Raw genomic sequence first — 22,581 nt, 5'->3', positions numbered from 1 at the left:
CCATGTTCAACCGCATCATTTCCGAACTCGGCCCCTGGAATTGGATGGTTCTCGGTTTCGTCCTCCTCGTAATGGAGGTCATCGCGCCGGGCATCTTCATGCTATGGATCGGCATCGCCGCGCTGCTGATCGGTGCAGTCTCCCTGCTCATCTGGGACGCGGGTTTCTGGACCTGGCAGGTCCAGGTCCTCGCTTTCCTCGCGATGTCGCTGGTTTCAACCTATGTCGGCAAGAGACTGGTGGGTGGGCGCCATGACCCGACCGACCAGCCACTGCTCAACCGCCGCGGCGCACAAATGATCGGCAGGATGGCGACGCTTGCCGAGCCGATCAAGGACGGGCGCGGGCGCATAAAGCTTGGCGACACGCTATGGCGCGTCTCCGGCCCCGATCTGCCGGCCGGCACGCAGGTGCGCGTGACGGGCGCGGCCGATACCGATCTGGAGCTGACGGTCGAGGCGGTTCAAGGCTGATCCCACCCATCTCCGCGGAGTGACTTTCAAGCAGACTCTGATGTCTGTCAGGCCGCGCCGATGCGCAGCAGGTCGTGCAGATGGACAAGTCCGACCGGCCGTTTGCCCTCGACCACCATCAGGCTGGTGATGGCCGAATTGTTGATCGTCTGCAGCGCCGTCGCCACCAGCGTGTCCGGCCCGGCCGTCTTCGGCTCCTTGGTCATGACCTGATCGACGCTCATCGCCAAAAGATTGCTGCCGATGTGGCGCCTGATGTCGCCGTCGGTGATGATGCCGATCAGCGCACCGTCCTCGGCGGTTATCGCCACGCAGCCAAACCCCTTGCGCGACAATTCGAGGATCGCTTCGCGCATTCCGGTGCCGGAAGGCACCAGCGGCAGCCTGTCGCCGACATGCATGATGTCGCGGATCTGCGTCAGATTGGCGCCAAGTTGCCCGCCGGGATGGAAGGTGCGGAAATGATCCGGCGTGAAGCCGCGCGCTTCGAGCAGCGCAATGGCCAGCGCATCGCCGATCACCAGTTGCAGCAGCGTCGATGTCGTCGGCGCCAGGCCATGCGGACAGGCCTCCGACGCGCGCGGCAGCAGAAGCACAACATCGGCCTCGCGCGCCAGCGCCGATCTCTCTCCGGCGGTGACCGCGATCAGCGGGATCGAGAAGCGCCTGGAATAGGCGATGATGCCCTTGAGCTCCAGGCTCTCGCCCGACCACGACATGGCGATGATGGCATCGTCCCTGGCGATCATGCCGAGGTCGCCGTGATTGGCTTCGGCAGGGTGGACGAAGAACGCCGGTGTGCCGGTCGAGGCGAGTGTCGCGGCCAGCTTCGAGCCGATATGACCGCTCTTGCCGACGCCGGTGACGATGACGCGGCCTTCGATCTGCGACACCATGTCGACGGCGCGCGCGAACGGTTCGGCCAATCCGTTTTCGAGCGCAGCCGCCAGCGCCGCGACACCGGCCTGCTCGGTTGCCACCGTTCTGAGCGCCGAGGCTATCGAAGCTTGCCCGTCGAGCCGCTTCTTGTCTGGGGATCCCGCATGCATGGCTGATGCGATTAGCGCTTTGCCATGCGCCTGTCCAACGGAATTGCCATTCAGTGCGGGCTGATGAACCGCCGCCTCAACCCTCCGTTAACCATCCCCGTTTACGGTTCGGTAAGTATGGCGCGCGCGCGCCGCGCAAGCAGTGGTGGCGATGTCCGGGGCCCAGCCTGAAATGAAAAGAAGACGAAACGGCAAGGCGGTCTGCGCCTTGCTGCTGGCGACCAGCGTCTTCGCCTTGCTGCGACCAGCGCAGCCCTATGCCCAGGTAACCGAGCTGCGCGGCGAGGTTTCGGAATCGGCGATTCTGGCCGGCGCCCAGGATCAGACGGCACAGGCCGGCGCAACCACCCAAAGCGATGCGCCGGCGCCCACCTATCAGCCGGCCAGCCCGGGCGCCGTACAGGACGATGACACGGCGCCCGCGACCGGCAGCATTTTCGATCCGCCGGAAGCCACCGACGATCCGTTTGCGGAAACGCCCGCTCCCGTCCCGCCACGCCGACCATCGAGCGCAACGCAACGGGCGGCCGATCAAGACGAGGCAGAGGCCGCCGAGGCAGAAGCCACCGCCGCGACTGCAGCCACGACGGACGACACGGACACCGCCGGGACAGACCAGGACGCCACCAACCGCCGGGCCGTGACAATTGATTCCGCCGACAGGCAGGAGCTCGATCCGGGCGCCGAGCGCGCCGAAGCCATCGAAGGTCGGGACAGGAAGGTCGAGGACGACCCGTTCGCCGCCACCGGCATCAAACTCGGCTCGTTCGTGATCAGGCCGACGCTCGAACAAGGCCTGACGGCCTCGTCGAATGCCGATTCAAGCGCCGACGGCAAGCCGGCACTGCTGTCGGAAACGACGCTGCGCTTCAATGCCGTCTCCGACTGGCGAGAGAATTCGGCTGTCATCGACGGCTACGGCACTTTTCTCAAGACCATATCGGGCGACGAGATTCAGGAGTTGCGGGGCCGAGTCGACGGCACGTTCAATGTCGACCTCGACAACGATCTGCGCGCCATCGCCAAGCTCGGTTACGAGGCGGCGCCGGAATCGGCTTCGTCGCCGGTCGTTGTCGAAGGCACCATCGAGCAGCCAGTGCGCCAGACCATTGACGGCAGTCTCGCGGTCGAGAAGGATGCCGGCAAGATGCGCTTTGCACTGACCGGCGCGGTCGAACGCGACATCTATGGCGACGCCAAGCTTTCGACGGGCGGAACGGTGTCGCAGAAAGCCCGCGACTCGACGCTCTATACCGCCACCTTGCGTACCGGCTATGAGATTTCTCCCGCCATCACGCCTTTCACCGAGGTCGAAATCGGCCGCCGCGTCTATGATTTGCGCGTCGACCCCAATGGTTTCGAACGATCCTCGACACGGCTTGGCGTACGGGCCGGTGCCGAACTCGACCTCGGCGAGAAGCTTGCCGGCGAATTCTCGGCCGGCTGGCTGCGGGAAGCGATCGACGATGACCGCCTGGAGGCGATTTCGGGCGCCACGGTGAACGCCGACCTCAGATGGTCGCCGGAACGCGGCACCACGATCGGCCTCACCGGCCAAACCACCGTCGAGGGCACGACAACTCCCGACGAAAGCGGCGACATCCTTTACTCCGGCCGCCTCACCGGCGAGCGGGAAATCCGTGCCAACCTGATCGGGAACGCAGCTCTCGGCGTGGACTGGCGCGACTATATCGGGTCCGACGGCCATGACCTGACGCTGAGCGCCGAGGCCGGACTGACATGGTGGCTGAACCGGTATGCCGGACTGACCACCCGCGCCAGAACCGAAAAACAGACCAGCAACCTGGAGGGCCGCGACTACACGGCCCACAGCATCTTCGTCGGGGTGACGCTGCAGCCGTAAAGCAAGCCGTTGAAGGTTTGGGTACGTCGAGATTCGGGTCAGGCAGTGGCGGGAACGGCGGTTTCGAGAACCTGAACGCGGCCTACATTGGGTTATGCAAGTACCGGAAGCGCAGAAATCGCCATTCGCAGGCCGGCTGAATGTCAGCTCGCTAGAATGCCGCACCCCGCTGCTCTGACGGTTTCAACTCGTCGAGAAGCTTGCGGATGGCGCCCGCCATGTTCCCGTTCACGTCGCTGCGCCACAGTGCGAAGGCGACGTTGGCCTCAACAAAGCCTTCCGGCGATCCGCAATCGAAGGTGCGCCCCTGGTAATGGCAGCCATAGAAGGGCTGCTGCTTCTCCAGCTTCAGCATCGCATCGGTGAGCTGGATCTCGTTGCCGGCGCCCTTTTCCTGGCCCTCGAGAATCCCGAATATCTCCGGCTGCAGGATGTAGCGCCCGTTGATGTATAGATTGGAGGGTGCCGTGCCGGTCTTCGGCTTCTCCACCATGCCGGTGATGCGGAAACCGTGATGCGTATCCTCGCCGCGACCGACGATGCCGTATTTATGGGCCTCGGCGGGGTCGCATTCCTGAACCGCGACGATGTTGTTGCCGGTCTCGGCATAAAGCTCGACCATCTCCTTCATGCAGCTTTTTTCCGACTGCATGATCATATCAGGCAAAAGCAGCGCGAAGGGCTCGTCCCCGACGAGCTCGCGGGCGCACCAAACGGCATGGCCAAGGCCAAGCGGGACCTGCTGGCGCGTGAAGCTGGTCTGCCCCGGCGAGGGTTGCAGCCGCTGCAGGCGGGCGAGCTCGTCGTTCTTGCCGCGCTGGGCGAGCGTGTCATAGAGTTCGAACTGGACGTCGAAATGGTCCTCGATGACCGCCTTGTTACGGCCGGTCACGAAGATGAAATGTTCGATGCCGGCTTCGCGTGCCTCGTCGACCACATACTGGATAACTGGCCTGTCGACGACAGTCAGCATTTCCTTGGGTATGGCCTTGGTGGCCGGGAGAAACCGGGTTCCGAGACCGGCGACCGGGAAAACTGCCTTGCGAACTCTCTTCATGCTGTCAATTATCCGTTTGTAAGCCTGTTCGGCAATCCCGCTTCGAGACATTTTCGTGCCGGAATCGAGGATTATGGAACGGCTGGTCAGAAAAAAATTTGTAGTTCGTAAAGCACCGACGCGGCTTTTCGTTCCCAACGGCACCTATGGTAAACCAATTGCTAACCGGCTTCGGCGATGAATGATCTTCCTGTGATGATGAAGGAGGAAAAGATGTCCGTTCGCAACGCCGCAAAGCGCTTCACCAGCGTCGTTGCGGCCGCCAGCCTTTCGCTCGCCTTACTGATGCCCGCCGGATCTGCTTTTGCCGACGCCGGCTTCCGGCAATGGGTGGCGAGCTTCCGCGCCACCACAGTGCAGAGCGGCGTTTCCGGCGCCGTTTATGACCAGGCGTTCCAGGGGATCAGCGATGCCGATCCGGTCGTGCTGGAAAAAGCGCGTTATCAACCCGAATTTACCGCGCCCGCCTGGGATTATTTCGACAACCGCGTCCATGACCAGTCGGTCGCTGTCGGCCAGCAGATGGCCAGGAAGTGGAAGCCTTGGCTGGACAGGATCGAGGCAAAATACGGCGTCGACCGCTACATCCTGCTGGCCATCTGGTCGATGGAATCGAACTACGGCGAAATCCTCAAGCGCGATGAGGTCATGCGAAATGTCGTGCGTTCGCTGGCAACGCTTGGCTATGCCGACCGCAGGCGATCGAAATTTGCCCGCACCCAGTTGATCGCGGCGCTGAAGATCCTGCAAAGGGGCGACATCGACAAAAGCCACCTCAGCGGCTCATGGGCTGGCGCCATGGGCCATACCCAATTCATTCCCACCAGCTATCAGGCCTATGCGGTCGATATGGATGGCGACGGCAGGCGCGACATCTGGAATTCGATTCCCGATGCATTGGCCACGGCCGCCAATCTGCTCAGGAAGAACGGCTGGCAGGCCGGCAAGACCTGGGGCTATGAAGTCAGCCTTCCCGATGGGAAGAAGTTCCCGGCCGGATCGAAGTCGCTGTCGCAATGGCAAGCGCTGGGTGTCACGCGTGTCAACGGAAAGCCCTTCAAGAGTGGTGCGGAGAAGGCCACGCTGAAAGTACCGGGCGGCCGCGGCGGCCCGGCCTTCCTGATGATCAAGAATTTTTCGGTCATCAAGCGCTACAACAATGCCGACAAATACGCGGTTGCCGTTGGCCTTCTTGCCGACGAAATCGCCGGCTATGGTGGGCTTGTGCAGGACTGGAAGCGGCCTTTCACGAAGCTCTCCTTCGAGGAGAGGCAAGAGCTTCAGCAGCGGCTTTCCCAGTACGGCTACTATGACGGCAAGTTCGACGGCAAGATCGGCGAGGGATCGAAGGCCGCCATCATGGCCTTCCAGGCGAAGGCTGGCTTGACCCAGGACGGACATCCGAGCATGGAAGTGCTCAAATGGCTCAGGCAGAACTAGCCTCGCATAGGGAGACAACAACCTGGAGCATCGGACCCAAAACCGTTGGCAATCCGATGCTCGAGCGGCGGCACGGTTGGACTTGGGTCCGGCGCTCTTAAGGGATGGAGAGGGTGATTGATTTCGGCTGCGCGTATCCAGGTGATCCTTCGTCGCGTGCCGATCCTGATTCTGGCTGTTGCCGTTCTGGCCGTCAGTACTGCCGCCGCCTTTCATACGCCGGCCGTAGCGCAGGAAGAACAAAGGCGTGGCTGGTCGCTGCGCGACCTGTTGTTTCTGCGCCGAAGCGAGCGGGTGGAACCGCCGCCGCGACAAATTCAGAGAGCCAGGCCGCCGAAGGCCAGGGCAAAAAAGCCCCGCGCCGCGCCGCGCCGGCCGGCTGAGCCGACAACCCCCATTGTCGAGAAGGCGCCGGATGCCCGCACCGTTCTGGTGGTCGGTGATTTCATGGCGAGTGGCCTTGCCGAAGGTCTGGATACCGCCTTTGCCGAAAACAACAAAATCAGGATCGTCGTTCGCAGCAACGGTTCGTCCGGTTTCGTGCGTGACGATTTCTACAACTGGCCCGAACAGATCAAGTCGCTGATCGAGACCGAAAAGCCCGCGGCCGTAATCGTCATGCTGGGCTCCAACGATCGGCAGCAAATGCGCGTGAACGATGAGCGCGAACAGCCGCGGTCCGAAGGCTGGGACAAGGAATACGAACGCCGGACCGAAGCATTCGGCAAGGCCATTGCATCGGCCAAGGTACCGTATCTGTGGGTCGGCATGCCGGCATTCAAGGCGCCGAAGATGACCTCCGACATGCTGGCTTTCAACGACATCTACCGCTCGACGGCCGAAAGTCATGGCGGCGAATTCGTCGACATCTGGGACGGTTTCGTCGACGAGGACGGCGCCTTCGTCACCAGTGGGCCTGATATCAACGGCCAACCGGTGCGCCTACGCACCGACGACGGCATCTATGTGTCGAAAGCCGGCAAACGCAAGCTCGCCTTCTATGCCGAAAAACCCTTGATGAAGATGCTTGGAATGACCGCGCCCGCGGGCACACCGGCGACTTATGCGCCGGCGGGCGCTCCCGTCGAGGCGCCGGCACCGGCACCCATGGCCGTCGATCGCACCGTGCCGATGCTGCTCAACGATCCGGCGCTCGATGGCGGTTCGGAGCTTCTCGGCGCAGCGCCGCCGGCAAAGGCGGACGGGCTCGGCGAAAAACTCGTCGTCGAGGGCAAGGCATCAGATGCTTCGCCCGGCCGCGCCGACGACTTCCATTGGCCGCCCAGGGCGCAGCCTGCGGCGGCGGCCGCAAACGAAACGACAACGGCGATCAATCCTTGATACGAGGCTCGGAGACCGTTTCGAAACTCGCTGCTGTGAGTCATATAAGGGTGTTTTCGAGAACCGGAGCGGAGCGTACATTCGAGTATGTGAGCACCGGCCTACGCCGGCCGTAGCCTTAACTGCCACGACCGCTCATGAGTGCTTCGGACGGCAAAGGCCGGAAGCGCAGAAAACGCTCTCAGATGGCCGCAGGAGTAGAGTTTCCAAACGGTCTCAGCGCGGTAGCACGCTCGATCCCATCAGTGCCTCGTCGATCGAGCGCGCCGCCTGCCGGCCCTCGCGGATCGCCCAGACGACCAGCGACTGGCCACGGCGCACATCACCCGCCGCATAGAGCTTTTCGACGCTGGTCTTATAGTCGCGGTCATTGGCCTCGACGTTGTTCGAGCGGCGGCTGTCGATGGCGATCTTCATCTGGCCGCCCAGCTCCGACACCGGTCCGACGGCGGCCGGCCCGGCAAAGCCGATGGCGATGAAGGCGAGATCCGCGCGGATGACGAATTCCGTGCCGGCGACCGGCTTGCGCTTTTCATCGACCTCGCAGCATTTGACGCCAGTCAACGCGCCGTCCTCGCCGATGAATTCGAGCGTCGCCACCTGAAACTCGCGCTCGGCGCCTTCGGCCTGCGAGGACGAGGTGCGCATCTTCGTTGCCCAGTAGGGCCAGACCGAAAGCTTGTCTTCCTTTTCCGGCGGCTGCGGCCGGATGTCGAGTTGGGTGACGCGGACGGCGCCCTGGCGGAACGCGGTGCCGACGCAGTCGGATGCGGTATCGCCGCCGCCGACGACGACGACATGCTGGCCGCCGGCGACGATCGGTTGGGAGGGCCACGCCACCGATTGGATCGGCTCGCCGCCGACGCGCTTGTTCTGCTGCACCAGATAGGGCATCGCGTCATGGACGCCGTCGAGATCGTCGCCGGGAATGTTGGCCGGACGCGGTGTTTCCGATCCGCCGCAATAGAGCACAGCATCATATTCGGCGAGCAGCTCCGCCACCGGCTTGTCGACGCCGACATTGATCCCACAATGGAAGCTCACGCCCTCGCCCTGCATCTGCTCGATGCGCCGATCGATATAGTGCTTCTCGATCTTGAAGTCGGGGATGCCATAGCGCATCAGCCCGCCCGGCCGGCTCTCGCGCTCATAGACGTGGACGTCGTGGCCGGCACGGCCAAGCTGCTGGGCGGCGGCCATGCCGGCCGGCCCCGAGCCGATGATTGCGACGCGCTTGCCGGTCTTCTTTTCCGGCGGATATGGCCGGATATGACCGGTTTCATAGGCCTTGTCGGCGATCGCCTGTTCGATCGTCTTGATGGCGACCGGAATGTCCTCGAGGTTCAGCGTGCAGGCTTCCTCGCAAGGTGCCGGACAGATGCGGCCGGTGAACTCCGGGAAATTGTTGGTCGAATGCAAGTTGCGGATCGCATTGTCCCAGTCGCCATTGTAGACGAGGTCGTTCCAGTCCGGGATCTGGTTGTGGATCGGGCAGCCGGTTGGCCCATGGCAGTACGGAATGCCGCAATCCATGCAGCGCGCGGCCTGTTTCTCGACCTCCTTGTCCGACATCGGCAGCGTGAACTCGCGAAAATGCCGGATGCGGTCGGAAGCCGGCTGGTACTTGTGCACCTGCCGGTCGATCTCGAGAAACCCTGTTACCTTGCCCATAGTCCAGTTCCTGCTGTCCAGATGGTGCGGTTTTCGCCGCACCCGTTAACCTCTTGAGGCAGCCATAGCAACCTTCAGCACGAGGTCAGGATTGTTGATGAGACCCGTGCCGGGAAGCCAGGCTTCCCGGCAACTCCCAAAGCCTATTCTGCCGCTACGCCCATGCGCATGCGTTCCATCTCGATCAGCGCGCGGCGATATTCGACCGGCATGATCTTCCGGAACTTCGGCCGGAAAGTCGCCCAATTGTCGAGGATCTCGCGGCCTCGCGCCGAACCCGTGTAATGGACGTGGTTCGAGATCAACTGATAGAGCCGCTCCTCGTCATGGCTGGTCATATCGCCCGACACGTCGACACGACCTTTGTGGTCGAGGTCACCGCCATGATGGAGCAGTTTCTCCATCAGATCGTCTTCCTCCGGAACCGGCTCCAGTTCGACCATCGCCATGTTGCAGCGCGCGGCGAAGTCGCCTGCCTCGTCGAGCACATAGGCGACGCCGCCCGACATGCCAGCTGCGAAGTTGCGGCCGGTCTGGCCGATGACGACGACGATGCCGCCGGTCATGTACTCGCAGCCATGATCGCCGACGCCTTCGACGACGGCGGCGACGCCCGAGTTGCGCACGGCAAAACGCTCGCCGGCGACGCCGCTGAAATAGGCCTCACCCTCGGTCGCGCCGTAGAGCACCGTGTTGCCGACGATGATGGACTCGGCGGCAACGATCTTCGTGTTCTCTGGCGGGCGGATGACGATGCGTCCACCCGACAGACCCTTGCCGACATAGTCGTTGGCGGCACCGACCAGCTCGAACGAGACGCCGCGCGCCAGGAAGGCGCCGAAGGACTGACCGGCCGTGCCAGTGAGCTTCACCGAGATCGTGTCCTCGCGCAGGCCCTTGTGCTTGAAGCGCTTTGCCACCTCGCCCGACAGCATGGCACCCGTCGAACGGTCGACATTGCGGATCGGCAGCTCGATGCTGACCGGCTGCCTGGCGTCCAGTGCCGGCTTGGCGAGTTCGATCAGCTTACGGTCGAGCACATCGTCGATTGGGTGCTTCTGCCGTTCGGTCCAATGCACCGCCTCGTGCGGGGCATCGGGCTTGAAGAACATCTTGCTGAAATCGAGTCCGCGCGCCTTCCAGTGCTGGATCAGTGCGCGCTTTTCCAGAAGGTCGGTGTCGCCGATGATCTGGTCGAGATGGGTGTGGCCCATCTCGGCGAGCAGCGCCCGCACCTCTTCCGCCACATAGAAGAAGAAGTTGATCACATGTTCCGGCGTGCCCTTGAAGCGCTTGCGCAACACCGGGTCCTGCGTCGCGACGCCGACCGGGCAGGTGTTGAGATGGCACTTGCGCATCATGATGCAGCCGGCCGCGATCAGCGGCGCGGTCGAGAAGCCGAATTCGTCGGCGCCGAGCAACGCGCCGATGACGACGTCGCGGCCGGTGCGCAGGCCGCCATCGACCTGCAGCGCGACGCGCGACCTGAGGCCGTTGAGCACCAGCGTCTGGTGCGTCTCGGCAAGGCCCATTTCCCACGGACTGCCGGCATGCTTGAGCGAGGTCAGCGGCGATGCACCCGTGCCGCCGTCATAGCCCGATATGGTGATATGATCGGCACGCGCCTTGGCGACGCCGGCCGCAACCGTGCCGACGCCGACTTCGGACACCAGCTTGACCGACACATCCGCCGCCGGATTGACGTTCTTCAGGTCGTAGATGAGCTGCGCCAGATCCTCGATCGAGTAGATGTCGTGATGCGGCGGCGGCGAGATCAGGCCGACGCCCGGCGTCGAATGCCTGACCTTGGCGATGGTGGCGTCGACCTTGTGGCCGGGCAGCTGACCGCCCTCGCCCGGCTTTGCGCCTTGCGCGACCTTGATCTGCATCATGTCGGAGTTGACCAGATATTCCGCCGTCACGCCGAACCGCCCGGAAGCGACCTGCTTGATCGCCGAACGTTCCGGGTTCTTGCCACCGCCCGGCAGCGGCAGGTAGCGGTCGGCTTCTTCGCCGCCCTCGCCGGTATTCGACTTGCCGCCGATCGTGTTCATGGCGCGCGCCAGCGTAGTGTGCGCTTCCCTGGAGATCGAGCCGAAGGACATCGCTCCGGTCGAGAACCGCTTGACGATATCGGCCGCCGGCATGACTTCGTCGAGCGCGACCTTCTTACGCCCGCTTTCTTCGGCGAGCCTGATCTTGAACAGGCCGCGAATGCTCTGCGCCCGCGCCGTCTCGCTGTCGATCTGAGCGGAATAGTCCTTGAACGTCTCCCATGAGCCCTGGCGCACGGCGTGCTGCAAGGTGGCGACCGCATCGGGCGACCAGATATGAGCTTCGCCGCGCATGCGGAACATGTATTCGCCGCCGACTTCGAGGCTATTGCGCAGCACCGGGTCGTTGCCGAAGCCGTCGGTATGGCGGCTGACCGTCTCGGCCGCGATCTCGTCCAGCCCGACGCCTTCGATCAGCGTCGCGGTGCCGGTGAAATACTTCTGCACGAAATCCGACTTCAGTCCGATCGCGTCGAAGATCTGTGCGCCGCAATAGGACTGATAGGTCGAAATGCCCATCTTGGACATCACCTTGAGGATGCCCTTGCCGATCGACTTGATGTAGCGGGTGACGACTTCATAGGCGTCGACCTCCGCCGGCAGCTCGCCGCGCTTGTGCATGTCGAGCAGTGTGTCGAAGGCGAGGTAAGGATTGATCGCCTCAGCGCCGTAGCCGGCAAGGCAGCAGAAATGATGCACCTCGCGCGGCTCGCCGGACTCGACGACGAGCCCGACGGACGTGCGCAACCCCTTGCGGATCAGATGATGGTGAACGGCCGCCGTCGCCAGAAGTGCCGGAATGGCGATACGGTCCGGCCCGAGCTGACGGTCGGACAGGATGATGATGTTATAGCCGCCGGCGACCGCCGCCTCGGCGCGCTCGCACAGCCGGTCGATGGCGCCCTGCATGCCGGCCGCGCCTTCGTTCGAAGCATAGGTGATGTCGATCGTCTTGGTGTCGAAGCGATCCTCGGTGTGGCCGATGGAGCGGATCTTCTCGAGATCGCCATTGGTCAGGATCGGCTGGCGCACTTCGAGCCGCTTGCGGCGCGAATTGCCGACGAGGTCGAAGATGTTCGGCCTCGGCCCGATGAAGGACACCAGGCTCATCACCAGCTCCTCGCGGATCGGGTCGATCGGCGGATTGGTGACCTGGGCAAAGTTCTGCTTGAAATAAGTGTAGAGCAGCTTCGATCTGTCCGACATCGCCGAAATCGGCGTGTCGGTGCCCATCGACCCGACCGCTTCTTGGCCCGTTGTCGCCATCGGCGACATCAACAGCTTGGTGTCTTCCTGGCTGTAGCCGAACGCCTGCTGGCGGTCGAGCAGCGAAACGTCCCTGCGCAGCGCGCGCGGCTCGACCGGCTTCAGATCTTCGAGGATGAGCTGGGTGTTGGCGAGCCAGCTTTTGTAGGGATGCCTGGTTGCGATCTCCGACTTGATCTCCTCGTCGGAAACGATGCGGCCCTTCTCCAGGTCGATCAAAAGCATGCGGCCTGGCTGCAACCGCCACTTCTTGACGATCCTTTCCTCCGGCACCGGCAGGACGCCGGCTTCCGAGGCCATGATGACGCGATCGTCGTCGGTGACGATGTAGCGCGCCGGGCGCAGCCCGTTGCGATCGAGTGTGGCGCCGATCTGGCGTCCGTCGGTGAAGGCTACCGCCGCCGGCCCGTCCCACGGCTCCATCAGGGCGGCGTGATATTCGTAAAAAGCCTTGCGATCTTGATCCATCAACTTGTTGCCCGCCCAGGCTTCCGGGATCAGCATCATCATCGCATGGGCGAGCGAGTAGCCGCCCTGAGTCAGGAATTCGAGCGCATTGTCGAAACAGGCGGTGTCAGACTGCCCCTCATAGGAGATCGGCCAAAGCTTGGAGATGTCGTTGCCGAACAGTTCGGAATCGACCGAGGCCTGGCGCGCGGCCATCCAGTTGACGTTGCCGCGCAGCGTGTTGATCTCGCCATTGTGGGCAACCATGCGATAGGGATGCGCCAGTTTCCACGACGGGAAGGTGTTGGTCGAGAAACGTTGGTGGACCAGGATCAGCGCTGTCTCGAAGCGCGGATCGGTCAGGTCCTTGTAATAGGCGCCGACCTGATAGGCCAGGAACATGCCCTTGTAGACGATGGTCCGCGATGACATCGACACGACGTAGAAGCCATTGTCGACGCCCTTGGTCTCCTCATGGATCCGACCGGAAATGACCTTGCGCAGGATGTAGAGCCGCCGCTCGTAATCGTCGTCGCTCTCGATCTCGGCGCCGCGACCCAGGAACACCTGCCGCTGGATCGGTTCGGAAGCAGCGATATCCGGCGCCTTGGACAGCGATGAATTGTCGACCGGCACATCGCGAAAGCCGAGCAGTGGCTGGCCTTCGAGCTGCGCCACCTCGGCGATAATGCCTTCGATGTGCGCCTGAAGCTCAGGATCGCGCGGCATGAACACATGGCCGACGGCGTAGTGGCCGGGCTTGGGCAATTCGACGCCTTGGCTGGCCATCTCCTCGCGGAAGAAGCGGTCGGGAAGCTGCACCAGCACGCCGGCGCCGTCGCCCATCAGCGGATCGGCGCCGACGGCGCCGCGATGCGTCAGGTTCTCGAGCACAGCGAGCCCGTCCTTGACGATCTGATGCGACTTCACGCCCTTCATGTTGACGATGAAGCCGACGCCGCAGGCATCGTGCTCATTGCGCGGATCGTAAAGGCCTTGCGCGGCAAAGCCGGTATGGGTTCGCCCGATATTGGTCAGAGACGGATTTTTGACGGCTGGCGCTTTCGTCTGCGCGGCCGGGCCGTTCGTCGCAGATGGCGTCATTTCCGTCATCATCCTGTCCTCCATTCCCAGCCCTTAGGGCGCTGGTTTGCGTCGGGAAGCGCTTGGCTCCCCCTTCATCCTTGCGGCACGTCTTGCGAAATCCTTGCGAACCAGGCGACCTGGTTCGCATCCGGTAATCGTACAGGCCAGAGCCAGGCTGTCTACCTGTCGCTCACGGCAACGGCCGGAGAGGCCCAATGATACGCCAATCCAGCCAGATGTGTGCGACAAAATAAGACAGCACTACTGTCCTAAATTTTTTATGACAGAAATCCCGGACGCGCACAAGACCGATTCATGAAAATCTTGGACATTCCACGACAGAAAATTACGCATAGCCACATCAGCACGTAACGTTCGGTCGTTTATCTCCATCGTCGTCTCTCCCTGGCTTTACCGGTTTTCCGGCACTTGGCACTTGCGAGCAGGATGCGAAAGCGGCCAAGGTTGCATGGATTTTCCCAGCACAGGCAAACGCATGAATTTCGCTTCCGACAATTGGGCAGGCGCCCATCCCAGCATCGCTGCGGGGCTATCGGCCCATGCCGGCGGCTTTTCCACCGCCTATGGCGACGGCGCCCTCGACCAGGCCGTCTACCAGCGCTTCAACGAAATTTTCGAGCGCGAGGTCGCGGTGTTTTTCGTGGCGACCGGCACCGCCGCCAATTCGCTGTCGCTGACCACCTACAACAAATCAGGCGGCATTTCCTTCTGCCATCGCGAATCGCATGTCATCGAGGATGAATGCGGCGCACCGGAATACTTTACCGGCGGCTCGCGGCTCTATGCCGTCGACGGCGCGCTGGGCAAGATCGATCCGAACAAGCTGGAAGCGGCGGTGGACCGGTTCGCGCCTGAAATCGTCCATTCCGGGCGTCCGATGGCGGTGTCGATCACCCAGTCGACCGAGGTCGGCACCATCTATTCGCTCAACGAGATTGCCAGGATTTCAGCGATCGCCAAGCATCACAAATTGCCGCTGCACATGGATGGCGCCCGCTTCGCCAATGCGCTGGTCGCACTCGAGACGACGCCTGCGGAAATGACCTGGAAGCGCGGCGTCGACATCCTCTCCTTCGGCGGCACCAAGAACGGCTGCTGGTGCGCCGAGGCTGTCGTGCTGTTCGATCTGGACCGCGCCAGGGAACTGGCCTTCCTGCGCAAGCGCGCGGCGCAATTGTTCTCGAAATCGCGCTTCGTCGCTGCGCAGTTCGAAGCTTATTTCAAGGACGGCCTGTGGCTCGACACGGCCCGGCACGCCAACGCCAAGGCAGCGCGCCTGGCGGCAGCGATCGGGGACTCCCCGTCGGCGCGTCTGGCCTGGCTGCCGCAAGCGAACGAGGTCTTCGCGGTGATGAAAAAGGCCGAGGCTGAAAGGGTGCAAATGGCCGGCGCCGCTTTCTACGATTGGCACAAGCCGCATGACTTCGACGGTCATATCGGCGAGGACGAGGCGCTCTACCGTTTCGTCACCAGCTTTGCGACCACGGCCGAAGAGGTCGACCGCTTTGGCCGGCTAATTGCTGGATAACGGGGACCTCATTCACCAACGAAAAAGGGCGGCGCCAAGCGCCGCCCTCCGTCCCTGGGATCGTCTGTGTGACGCAGCTTACGCGGCGGTCTTGGCTTCGATCTGCTTGGCCTTGGCCGAAGACGCGGTGATCGCGATCTTGCGGGGCTTCAGCTCCTCGGGAATGTTTCGCTTGAGGTCGACGAAAAGCAGGCCGTTCTTCAGCGAGGCGCCGACGACTTCAACATGGTCGGCAAGCTGGAAGCGGCGCTCAAAGGCCCGGCTGGCGATACCGCGATAGAGCAGTTCGGAGCCTTCGCCATTGCCCTCTTCCTTGCGCTCACCCTTGACGGTCAGCACATTGCGGTGAGCTTCGATCGAGAGCTCGTCGTCCGAGAACCCGGCGACGGCCATCGAGATGCGGTAGGAATCCTCAGCCGTGCGCTCGATATTGTAGGGCGGGTAGGTCTGCGCGCTTTCAGGCTGCGCAAGCGAATCGAGCATCGTGAACAGCCGGTCGAAACCGACGGTCGAGCGATAGAGCGGGGAAAAATCAACGTGACGCATAGTGTGTTCTCCTGTTGAGCAACAAGGTTTGCGTATGGCCGGTGCGAAACCCGTAACGGCGTTCCGGATAGGCCAGCGGCCCCGACATTGGCGGCCGCAACAGACATTTGGGGAACACGTGAAAGCATTTCAAGATTTCTCGATGAACGGCAGATGAACCGGGGCTTCGGCGGACGTTCAGCTAGGCGGCGCTAGACTGCTTCCAGGATCAAGGAACAGGCGGCGGTTACGGCGCCGCGCGTCCTCTCGGACACGCAAAGCACGCTGTAACACTTTGATTGCGCATGATCCCCAGCGAAAATCGGGTCCGATTTTCGGGGTGGTGCGCGAGGTGCCGCAACGAGGCCGACCGGGTGTAACGTCCCTTCCTCCCGGATCGACAGAGGCCGGAAGCACGCCGCAAGCTGCTTCCGGCCTCACTCGCTGGCTGCCCCGTTCAGCCCTTCCAACGCGTCCAGAATTCCTTTGCTTTTGGTGTATGGGCGTCTATGCCTACCAAAGCTTGCGGCATGCAGGCAGCGACACACAAACGCAGCGCCGAATGGACCTCTTCAACGAAATTCCCCTCTTCCACGAAATTCCGGGCAATCCGCTGCCGGAAAATGCGGTAGGTGGTTTCTTCACAACGCGCGACGGCAAGAATATCCGCTACGGCCTCTTTCCCGCCGTTGCGCGCCCCATGAAGGGCACCGTGGTCGTCCTGACCGGCCGCAACGAGTGCATCGAAAAATATTTCGAGACCATCCGCAATCTTGCCGACCGCGGCTTCGGCGTTGCCACCCTCGACTGGCGCGGCCAGGGCGGGTCCGACCGGCTGATCGGCGACCGCGAGCGCGGCTATGTCCGCAGCTTCTTCGACTATACCAGCGACCTGGAACAGTTCTTCGAGGAGATCGTGCTGCCCGACTGCCGGGGGCCGTACTACATATTGGCCCATTCAGCTGGGGCGGTGATCACGCTGCTTGCTGCGCCGTCAATGGTGAATCGCGTACGGCGCATGGTGCTGATCGCCCCATTCCTAACCGTGCCCGACCTGCCGGTTTCGATAACCACCGTTCGCCGCGTCTGCTCGCTGTTCTGTCTGCTGGGCCTTGGCAAGCTTTATGCCGCCTGGGGTCCGCGGCCCAGGAAAACCATACCCTTTGCCGCCAACATGGTGACATCAGATCCGGAGCGGTATCGGCGCAACACGCTTATCTACGAGACCTACCCGCAACTGGCGCTCGGCGGCCCGACGATCCGCTGGCTGAAAGCGGCGGCGGAGGCGTCCGAGGCCATCAGCGATCCCGACTTCATCGCCAGGATCCAGGTTCCCTTGCTGGTGATCGCCGCTGGCGCCGACCAAGTCGTCTCGACCAAGGCGGTGGAAACCTACACCCGACGTCTGCGCCTCGGTTCGCTGCTGGTGATCGATGGCGCGCGCCATGAAATATTGCAGGAAGCCGACTTCTATCGCGAGCAGTTCCTTGCCGCCTTCGATGCCTTCATCCCGGGAAGCGACGACGCGGCCTGATTGGAACGCCGCGTCTCTTGGCTTTACGCCTGGCGAGCGAAATCCATGATCCAGTTGATCTCCCAGCTCTTACCGCCATCCGGTGAAAAAGCCTGCTCCCAGCGCGCCGAGTTTTCAGTGATCCGCGACCAGAGGAAGCGAACCTGGATCGGGCGGCCGTCGAATACGTCTTCGCACAGGAATGTGCCGACGCCTGCCTCGAAGGTGCCGCGCATCGGGATATCGATGGTCGCCGGATTGCGGCCGTCGATCCACCAGATCGACCATTGTCTCGCCGCAGGATCGAACGTCCGCAGCGTGGCGGCGCGATAGGCGCCGCCGGGCAATTCAATGACATTGTCGTCGAAATTGCCGAGGCCGCCAAGGATCGAGTGCACTTCACATGTCCCGCCAAACACGTCCCAGTTCGTGTCACTTTGCAGGCGCTTCTGCAACCTTCGATGGCTGACGTTCCAGCGTCCGAAGAAGAAATCGAAGTCGGCCCAGCCGTCTGCCGGAGCATCTTCGGAACGGCTGGTTGTTGATAGCGTCGGCATGTGAACCCCTCCCGTGACATTATCTCCATAGCAGAGGGCTACTGACATCCTCCTGTCAGGAGCGTGGACTATCATCGCCCTGGGCGCTTTGGGCCGCAATGGCCAGCTGCCCAGCCGGTTCAGCCACGCAGCGCGGCCATCGCGGCGGTGTGAAGCTCCGGCGTTGCCGCAGCCAGGATGTCGCCGCCACCTTCCGCCGGTCCGCCTTCGAAGGTGGTGACGACGCCACCAGCCTTCTCGATGATCGGGATCAGCGCGACGATATCGTAGGGTTTCAATCCGGGGTCGGCGACGATGTCGACGCTTCCCGCCGCGACCATGGCGAAAGCATAGCAGTCGGTGCCGTAGCGGGCGAGCTGGACCTGTTTTTCGAACAGGTCGTAGCGCAGGCGCGCGTCTCCCTTGAATAGTGCCGGCGTGGTGGTGAACAGCGTCGCCTCGGCAAGGCTTGTCGTCTTGCGTGTCGTCAGCCTCCGCGGCCCGCCCGGACCTTCATAATGAGCACCGGAAGCGTTGGCGTAGAAAAGCTCGCCGGTGAATGGTTGCGACATCATGCCGGCGACGGCATCGCCATCGACCGTCAGCCCGACCAGCGTTCCCCACACCGGCAGGCCGGAAATGAAGGCGCGCGTCCCGTCGATCGGATCGATCACCCAGATATGCCTGCTGGAAATGTTCTCGCTGCCATGCTCCTCGCCGAGGATGCCATGATCGGGATATTCCGCTGATATCAGCGCCCGGATGACTCGCTCAGCCTCGCGGTCGGCCTCGGTGACCGGGTCGAAGCTGCCTTGCTCCTTGTTGGCGACCGCGCCCTGGCTGCGGAAGCGCGGCAAGGTTTCGGCTGCGGCGGCAAGCGCAATGCGCCGCATGAAATCGATGCTGATGTCCAACTGATTCTCCCGCGTTGCAGCGTGCTGGAACCGTCGTTTGCCTGTGGTTTTCCGCCAAAACAAGGGCGTGCGAAGATTTTTGCGCATCGACGACTGTTGCTCGAATGCAACGCTGGCGCCCTCGAAATACGATTTCCACATCACAGTGAATTAAAAACGCCTTTCGGCGGCTTGACATTTGTGCAGCGCACAATAGATTTGTTCTCGGACAGGTTTTCCTGTCCATGCCCTCCTTGGGCGTTTCCTCCCTAGACTTCGACCGTGTCGTGCAAACGATGCGGTCTTTTTTTCAGCGCGGCATCCAGCGCACACGCGCCTTTCCCGACCCGCACGCTGACGCCTTTATCTGGCACAAGATCTCTTTATTTGGCGCAGAATCCTTTGCAAAAATCGATTCCGATTTTTGGCATCATTCGGCGGCAAGCGGCAGATCGATAAAATCGTGATCGGGCATCGCCATCAGGTCGGCCGAGAATTGCGCCAGATCGTCGGCGAGCGCATCGAAGCCGGCGGATTTCTGGAACGTCCGCTCGTTCATGTAGAGTCCGCGATTGACCTCGATTTGCAGTGCATGGAGATGGCGCACGGGGCGGCCGTAATGCTCGGTGATGAAGCCTCCGGCGTAAGGCTTGTTATGGGCCACGGTATAGCCCATGCCGATGAGCAGGCCGATCGCCGTCTCGGTCAACGCTGCCGAGGCGGACATGCCGAAACGATCGCCAACGATAAAATCCGGCCTGAGACCGCTGTCACCGACCCTGATGCTCGCCGGCATCGAGTGGCAATCGATCAGCACGGCAAAGCCGAACCGTGCATGGGTCCTGGTCAGAAGCCGTTTCAGCGTCTCGTGATAAGGCTTGTAGACAGCCTCGATACGCGCGACGGCTTCCGCCAGCGGCAAGCGGCCGGCATAGATGTCGAGCCCCTCTCCCACCAACTTGGGCACGGTGCCAAGCCCGCCGGCCACGCGCGCCGAGCGGATGTTGCAGAAGGACGGCACGGGCTCGGCGAACATGCGCGGGTCGAGTTCCCAAGGCTCCCGGTTGACGTCGAGATAGGCGCGCGGGAAGTTTGCCGCCAGCATCGGCGCGCCGAGCGCAACGGCGCCACCGAACAATTCGTCGACGTAGCAATCCTCGGACCGGCGGATGGCGTTTCGGTCCAGCCTTGCCATGGCCAGGAACCGGTCCGGATAGTGGCGGCCGCTATGCGGCGAGTTGAAGAGGAAGGGGACGCGCTGTTCGGCGCCCGACCGGATTTCGAAGGCTGGAACGACCGAAAAATCTTCGGCTGCCGTTTTCAATTTGAACGAACCCAAAAAAACCAATGCATCATGATTGGAAAGTGCCACCTCGCCGGCCGCATGTCCAGCATTTCGGCGGCTGAACCGCTTTGTTAAATGCGGATTGGGCTCTTCATCGTTCACTTGATGTTTACCGTCACCTCCTCATATACAGGATGGTTAACGGGCTGCCCCACGGCAGTCTCGGGCGGGTGATTCGGACGGGATAAGATGGCACGCATTCTACTGGCGGAAGACGACGACGACATGCGCCGGTTCCTCGTCAAGGCGCTGGAGCGTGCCGGCTACCAAGTCAGCGATTTCGACAATGGCGCCAGCGCCTATGAGCGGCTGCGCGAAGAGCCCTTCTCACTGCTCCTGACCGATATCGTCATGCCGGAGATGGACGGCATAGAACTCGCCCGCCGCGCCACCGAGATCGATCCCGACCTCAAGGTCATGTTCATCACCGGCTTCGCCGCCGTTGCGCTCAATCCGGATTCCAAGGCGCCGAAAGACGCCAAGGTGCTTTCGAAGCCGTTCCATCTACGCGACCTCGTCAACGAGGTCGAAAAGATGCTGCAGGCGGCCTGAGCCAATTTTGGCAAGGCTTCGGCGTGTCTTCAACGGCGCGACAAGGCGTGCCTTTCTTTCCCTTCTCCTCCTATTGACGCGCCGGAGCAAAAATGGTGTATGCGCGGCTTCGGATGGGCGTGTAGCTCAGCGGGAGAGCACTGCATTGACATTGCAGGGGTCACAGGTTCAATCCCTGTCACGCCCACCATCCGAACTACAGTCCATCTCTCATAGCTGCTTCGCTTTCGCCTCGGGCTCAAATCCGATCGTCGCGTCCGGCTAATGCATGTCGCGCAAAAGTGCGCAGCGGTTTTGCGATAACGACATGCATAAAAACAAGAACTTAAAGCGCGTCGCATGAATCCGTTCAAACGCGACGCGCTTTAGTGCCGGCGAGAAGCCATGAACGGGTCCGAGAGCGCGCCCCCGAAGCTTGGGACGCCGCCCCGGCTCGAACCAGGACGGGCGATATCGGATCGGATCATTATGGTGTTGGATCCGGCGTATTTCCCGGCCTGCCTCCCCCCTTGCCTTCCCGGCACGGCACGTCGCCTGCACCGCAGCATTTGCCGCTGTAGACCGTTTTCGAATTTAACTTGTCGCACTCTCTCGTCACCGTTGTTTGACAACCTGCCAGCACCGAAGCTGAAACGGCAGCAAGAAAGATATTTTGTATCGCAATAGACATGAGAAGTCTCCATGATTGACCGCGCTTTGCAAACGCAGTGCTTGGTCGCTTCTCAGGCCGTATTTCTTCACAAGAAAAATTGGAGGACATGCCGGAACGTCCGCGAACGTCGTTCGCTTTCAGGCCGCCGCATGAGCCTCGCGACGCGCTTCAGGGCCGCCCAGGGCCCTCGTCTGCGGTGGCAATCAGCGTCGATTGAGGGTCAGGCCGCGCCGAGGCGGAGATCGCCCTTCTCGATATGCCGGAGAAACCAAGCATAGGTCTGCTCCAATCCACTCTGAAGCGAGTACTGTGGGCGCCAGCCCGTCGCAAACAGACGCGACACGTCCATCAGCTTGCGCGGCGTGCCGTCCGGCTTGGTCGCATCGAATGTGAGCACGGCATCGGCGCCGACAACGGAGAGCATGGTGCGGGCCAGCTCGGCAATGGTGATGTCTTCGCCCGAGCCAACATTGACATGGCTGTCGCCGGAATAGTTTGTCAGCAGCCAGACCAGAGCGTCGGCGGCGTCGTCGACATGCAGGAATTCGCGCATCGGCGTGCCCGATCCCCAGACCTCGAGGGTTTTGTCGCCGGCGCGCTTGGCCTGGTGCGCCTTCCGCATAAGGGCCGGTACGACATGGCTGGTGGAGAGGTCGAAATTGTCGCCGGGGCCATAGAGGTTGGTCGGCATCGCCGAGATGTACTCGACACCATATTGGCGCCGATAGGCTTGGCAAAGTTTCAGTCCAGCGATCTTGGCGATCGCATACCATTCGTTGGTGGGCTCGAGCGGACCGGTGAGCAAAGCATCCTCGGAGATCGGCTGTGCCGCAAACTTCGGGTAGATGCAGGACGAACCGAGAAATAGCAGTTTCTGCACCTCGTTGCGAAAGGCGCTCTCGATGACATTGGTCTGCATGATGAGATTGTCCTGCAGAAAATCGACCGGCAACCTGTCGTTTGCCAGGATACCGCCGACCTTGGCCGCCGCCATCACCACCGCATCCGGCCTGTGGTCAGCCATCCAGCGTCGCACGCCGGCCTGGTCCATAAGATCGAGTTCATCGCGGGATGCGGTCAGGACCTCGCAGTCCTCGCCCGCCAGCCTGCGCAATATGGCGGAGCCGACCATGCCGCGATGCCCGGCCACGAAAACGCGCTTGCCCTGAAGGTCGAAACTCATTGGCGTATCCCTATGCAGAAAACGGCCGCTATGACCATCTGGCGGCGGCGCGCCGGATGGGCCTGCGTCGGACGCATACCGCATA

Annotated in this window: 17 protein-coding genes and 1 tRNA gene; 8 read left to right on the top strand and 10 right to left on the bottom strand. The window is 62.2% G+C overall.

Features of this window, described 5'->3' with window-relative positions; translation table 11 throughout:
* Positions 1 to 2: 2 nt before the first annotated feature.
* Complete coding sequence (locus tag CIT25_RS08210) at positions 3 to 473, top strand: NfeD family protein (RefSeq protein ID WP_095484068.1); 471 nt, start codon at positions 3 to 5, stop codon at positions 471 to 473.
* A 47-nt stretch (positions 474 to 520) separates the two neighbouring features.
* On the opposite strand, the gene CIT25_RS08205 is transcribed toward CIT25_RS08210, so the two are convergent.
* The gene (locus CIT25_RS08205; protein WP_095484067.1) at positions 521 to 1,522 is read right to left on the bottom strand and encodes a KpsF/GutQ family sugar-phosphate isomerase; all 1,002 of its coding nucleotides are present in this window, start codon (positions 1,520 to 1,522) and stop codon (positions 521 to 523) included.
* A gap of 151 nt (positions 1,523 to 1,673) precedes the next feature.
* Here CIT25_RS08205 and CIT25_RS08200 point away from each other — a divergent pair, with 151 nt between their 5' ends.
* Positions 1,674 to 3,386 (top strand): outer membrane beta-barrel protein, encoded by a 1,713-nt coding sequence (locus CIT25_RS08200; protein ID WP_095484066.1) that lies wholly within the window; start codon positions 1,674 to 1,676, stop codon positions 3,384 to 3,386.
* Positions 3,387 to 3,537: 151 nt separating this feature from the next.
* Here the strand turns inward: CIT25_RS08200 and galU are convergent, their stop codons facing one another.
* On the bottom strand, positions 3,538 to 4,443 hold the full coding sequence (gene galU / locus CIT25_RS08195; protein WP_095484065.1) for a UTP--glucose-1-phosphate uridylyltransferase GalU: 906 nt from the start codon (positions 4,441 to 4,443) through the stop codon (positions 3,538 to 3,540).
* A gap of 213 nt (positions 4,444 to 4,656) precedes the next feature.
* Here galU and CIT25_RS08190 point away from each other — a divergent pair, with 213 nt between their 5' ends.
* Together CIT25_RS08190 and CIT25_RS08185 are read left to right on the top strand one after the other, a co-directional pair.
* Complete coding sequence (locus CIT25_RS08190) at positions 4,657 to 5,883, top strand: lytic murein transglycosylase (RefSeq protein ID WP_095484232.1); 1,227 nt, start codon at positions 4,657 to 4,659, stop codon at positions 5,881 to 5,883.
* Between the two features lie 117 nt (positions 5,884 to 6,000).
* Positions 6,001 to 7,224, top strand: a complete 1,224-nt coding sequence (locus CIT25_RS08185) for an SGNH/GDSL hydrolase family protein (RefSeq protein WP_095484064.1) — start codon at positions 6,001 to 6,003, stop codon at positions 7,222 to 7,224.
* A gap of 216 nt (positions 7,225 to 7,440) precedes the next feature.
* Here CIT25_RS08185 and CIT25_RS08180 read toward each other — a convergent pair whose 3' ends face one another.
* Complete coding sequence (locus CIT25_RS08180; RefSeq protein WP_095484063.1) at positions 7,441 to 8,895, bottom strand: glutamate synthase subunit beta; 1,455 nt, start codon at positions 8,893 to 8,895, stop codon at positions 7,441 to 7,443.
* Positions 8,896 to 9,038: 143 nt separating this feature from the next.
* On the bottom strand, positions 9,039 to 13,775 hold the full coding sequence (gltB, locus tag CIT25_RS08175) for a glutamate synthase large subunit (protein ID WP_095484231.1): 4,737 nt from the start codon (positions 13,773 to 13,775) through the stop codon (positions 9,039 to 9,041).
* Between the two features lie 469 nt (positions 13,776 to 14,244).
* On the opposite strand from gltB, the gene CIT25_RS08170 reads away from it, so the two are divergent.
* Positions 14,245 to 15,297 carry a threonine aldolase family protein gene (locus CIT25_RS08170; RefSeq protein WP_095484230.1) on the top strand — a complete coding sequence of 351 codons (1,053 nt, stop codon included), beginning with the start codon at positions 14,245 to 14,247 and terminating at the stop codon, positions 15,295 to 15,297.
* A 78-nt stretch (positions 15,298 to 15,375) separates the two neighbouring features.
* On the opposite strand, the gene CIT25_RS08165 is transcribed toward CIT25_RS08170, so the two are convergent.
* Positions 15,376 to 15,843: an Hsp20 family protein gene (locus tag CIT25_RS08165; RefSeq protein ID WP_095484062.1), complete on the bottom strand. Its 468-nt coding sequence runs from the start codon at positions 15,841 to 15,843 to the stop codon at positions 15,376 to 15,378.
* A gap of 541 nt (positions 15,844 to 16,384) precedes the next feature.
* Here CIT25_RS08165 and CIT25_RS08160 point away from each other — a divergent pair.
* Positions 16,385 to 17,356, top strand: a complete 972-nt coding sequence (locus CIT25_RS08160; RefSeq protein WP_095484229.1) for an alpha/beta fold hydrolase — start codon at positions 16,385 to 16,387, stop codon at positions 17,354 to 17,356.
* Positions 17,357 to 17,379: 23 nt separating this feature from the next.
* Here CIT25_RS08160 and CIT25_RS08155 read toward each other — a convergent pair whose 3' ends face one another.
* The 3 genes from CIT25_RS08155 to CIT25_RS08145 all read right to left on the bottom strand — a co-directional run bounded on the left by CIT25_RS08155 (position 17,380) and on the right by CIT25_RS08145 (position 20,136).
* On the bottom strand, positions 17,380 to 17,892 hold the full coding sequence (locus CIT25_RS08155) for a DUF1579 domain-containing protein (protein ID WP_095484061.1): 513 nt from the start codon (positions 17,890 to 17,892) through the stop codon (positions 17,380 to 17,382).
* Positions 17,893 to 18,011: 119 nt separating this feature from the next.
* Entirely contained in the window at positions 18,012 to 18,785 is a 774-nt protein-coding gene (gene hisN, locus CIT25_RS08150) for a histidinol-phosphatase (protein ID WP_095484228.1), read from the bottom strand.
* 409 nt (positions 18,786 to 19,194) lie between these two features.
* On the bottom strand, positions 19,195 to 20,136 hold the full coding sequence (locus CIT25_RS08145; protein ID WP_095484227.1) for an N-formylglutamate amidohydrolase: 942 nt from the start codon (positions 20,134 to 20,136) through the stop codon (positions 19,195 to 19,197).
* A gap of 162 nt (positions 20,137 to 20,298) precedes the next feature.
* Here CIT25_RS08145 and cpdR point away from each other — a divergent pair, with 162 nt between their 5' ends.
* Both cpdR and CIT25_RS08135 read left to right on the top strand, forming a co-directional pair.
* The gene (gene cpdR, locus CIT25_RS08140) at positions 20,299 to 20,661 is read left to right on the top strand and encodes a cell cycle two-component system response regulator CpdR (protein WP_006199474.1); all 363 of its coding nucleotides are present in this window, start codon (positions 20,299 to 20,301) and stop codon (positions 20,659 to 20,661) included.
* A gap of 115 nt (positions 20,662 to 20,776) precedes the next feature.
* Positions 20,777 to 20,851: transfer RNA gene (locus CIT25_RS08135), tRNA-Val, on the top strand.
* 276 nt (positions 20,852 to 21,127) lie between these two features.
* On the opposite strand, the gene CIT25_RS08130 is transcribed toward CIT25_RS08135, so the two are convergent.
* Together CIT25_RS08130 and fcl are read right to left on the bottom strand one after the other, a co-directional pair.
* Positions 21,128 to 21,331, bottom strand: a complete 204-nt coding sequence (locus CIT25_RS08130) for a hypothetical protein (protein ID WP_095484060.1) — start codon at positions 21,329 to 21,331, stop codon at positions 21,128 to 21,130.
* Between the two features lie 202 nt (positions 21,332 to 21,533).
* Positions 21,534 to 22,496 carry a GDP-L-fucose synthase gene (gene fcl, locus CIT25_RS08125; RefSeq protein WP_095484059.1) on the bottom strand — a complete coding sequence of 321 codons (963 nt, stop codon included), beginning with the start codon at positions 22,494 to 22,496 and terminating at the stop codon, positions 21,534 to 21,536.
* Between the last annotated feature and the right edge of the window lie 85 nt (positions 22,497 to 22,581).

The sequence above is a fragment of the Mesorhizobium mediterraneum genome (assembly GCF_002284565.1).
Lineage (GTDB): Bacteria > Pseudomonadota > Alphaproteobacteria > Rhizobiales > Rhizobiaceae > Mesorhizobium > Mesorhizobium mediterraneum.
This window is presented reverse-complemented; position numbering and strand designations above follow the sequence as displayed.

Bases quoted from the DNA above. Each gene is read 5' to 3' on its own strand.
- CIT25_RS08210 (WP_095484068.1), top strand. From the start codon at position 3: ATGTTCAACCGCATCATTTCCGAACTCGGCCCCTGGAATTGGATGGTT.
- CIT25_RS08205 (WP_095484067.1), bottom strand. From the start codon at position 1,522: ATGCATGCGGGATCCCCAGACAAGAAGCGGCTCGACGGGCAAGCTTCG.
- CIT25_RS08200 (WP_095484066.1), top strand. From the start codon at position 1,674: ATGTCCGGGGCCCAGCCTGAAATGAAAAGAAGACGAAACGGCAAGGCG.
- galU (WP_095484065.1), bottom strand. From the start codon at position 4,443: ATGAAGAGAGTTCGCAAGGCAGTTTTCCCGGTCGCCGGTCTCGGAACC.
- CIT25_RS08190 (WP_095484232.1), top strand. From the start codon at position 4,657: ATGTCCGTTCGCAACGCCGCAAAGCGCTTCACCAGCGTCGTTGCGGCC.
- CIT25_RS08180 (WP_095484063.1), bottom strand. From the start codon at position 8,895: ATGGGCAAGGTAACAGGGTTTCTCGAGATCGACCGGCAGGTGCACAAG.
- gltB (WP_095484231.1), bottom strand. From the start codon at position 13,775: ATGACGGAAATGACGCCATCTGCGACGAACGGCCCGGCCGCGCAGACG.
- CIT25_RS08170 (WP_095484230.1), top strand. From the start codon at position 14,245: ATGAATTTCGCTTCCGACAATTGGGCAGGCGCCCATCCCAGCATCGCT.
- CIT25_RS08165 (WP_095484062.1), bottom strand. From the start codon at position 15,843: ATGCGTCACGTTGATTTTTCCCCGCTCTATCGCTCGACCGTCGGTTTC.
- CIT25_RS08160 (WP_095484229.1), top strand. From the start codon at position 16,385: ATGGACCTCTTCAACGAAATTCCCCTCTTCCACGAAATTCCGGGCAAT.
- CIT25_RS08155 (WP_095484061.1), bottom strand. From the start codon at position 17,892: ATGCCGACGCTATCAACAACCAGCCGTTCCGAAGATGCTCCGGCAGAC.
- cpdR (WP_006199474.1), top strand. From the start codon at position 20,299: ATGGCACGCATTCTACTGGCGGAAGACGACGACGACATGCGCCGGTTC.
- CIT25_RS08130 (WP_095484060.1), bottom strand. From the start codon at position 21,331: ATGTCTATTGCGATACAAAATATCTTTCTTGCTGCCGTTTCAGCTTCG.
- fcl (WP_095484059.1), bottom strand. From the start codon at position 22,496: ATGAGTTTCGACCTTCAGGGCAAGCGCGTTTTCGTGGCCGGGCATCGC.